Here is a 259-nt window from a genome sequence, read left to right as displayed (position 1 = left end):
TTAGGGCCTGCAGGCGCATAACGACCTGCGAAAACGGGCCGGACATAAGCGTGCTGCCTTTACCTCAAAGCCAAAAATCGCAACACTGTTTGCAATCCGGGAGGCGTCCACATAAGACCTTCCCTAGGGCGCGTTCACACTATCTGAGCCCATCAACGATGAGCGCGAAATTGATAAAGGCGAGGAACATCACGTCCAGTTTTTCGAACCGCGAAAAGATGCGGCGGAAGCCTTTGAGGCGGCGAAACAGGCGCTCAAC

1 pseudogene is annotated in these 259 nt (G+C 54.4%); it reads right to left on the bottom strand.

The annotated features are described in order from the left end of the window. Positions 1-139 precede the first annotated feature (139 nt). A pseudogene (locus tag VSR34_RS39110) lies at positions 140-259 on the bottom strand (IS5/IS1182 family transposase); the annotation flags it as partial.

The sequence above is a fragment of the Paraburkholderia sp. JHI2823 genome, from assembly GCF_038900695.1.
Taxonomy (GTDB): Bacteria; Pseudomonadota; Gammaproteobacteria; order Burkholderiales; family Burkholderiaceae; genus Paraburkholderia; species Paraburkholderia mimosarum.
The sequence above is the reverse complement of the archived record's forward strand: the minus strand, read 5'-3'. Positions and strand labels throughout refer to the sequence as shown.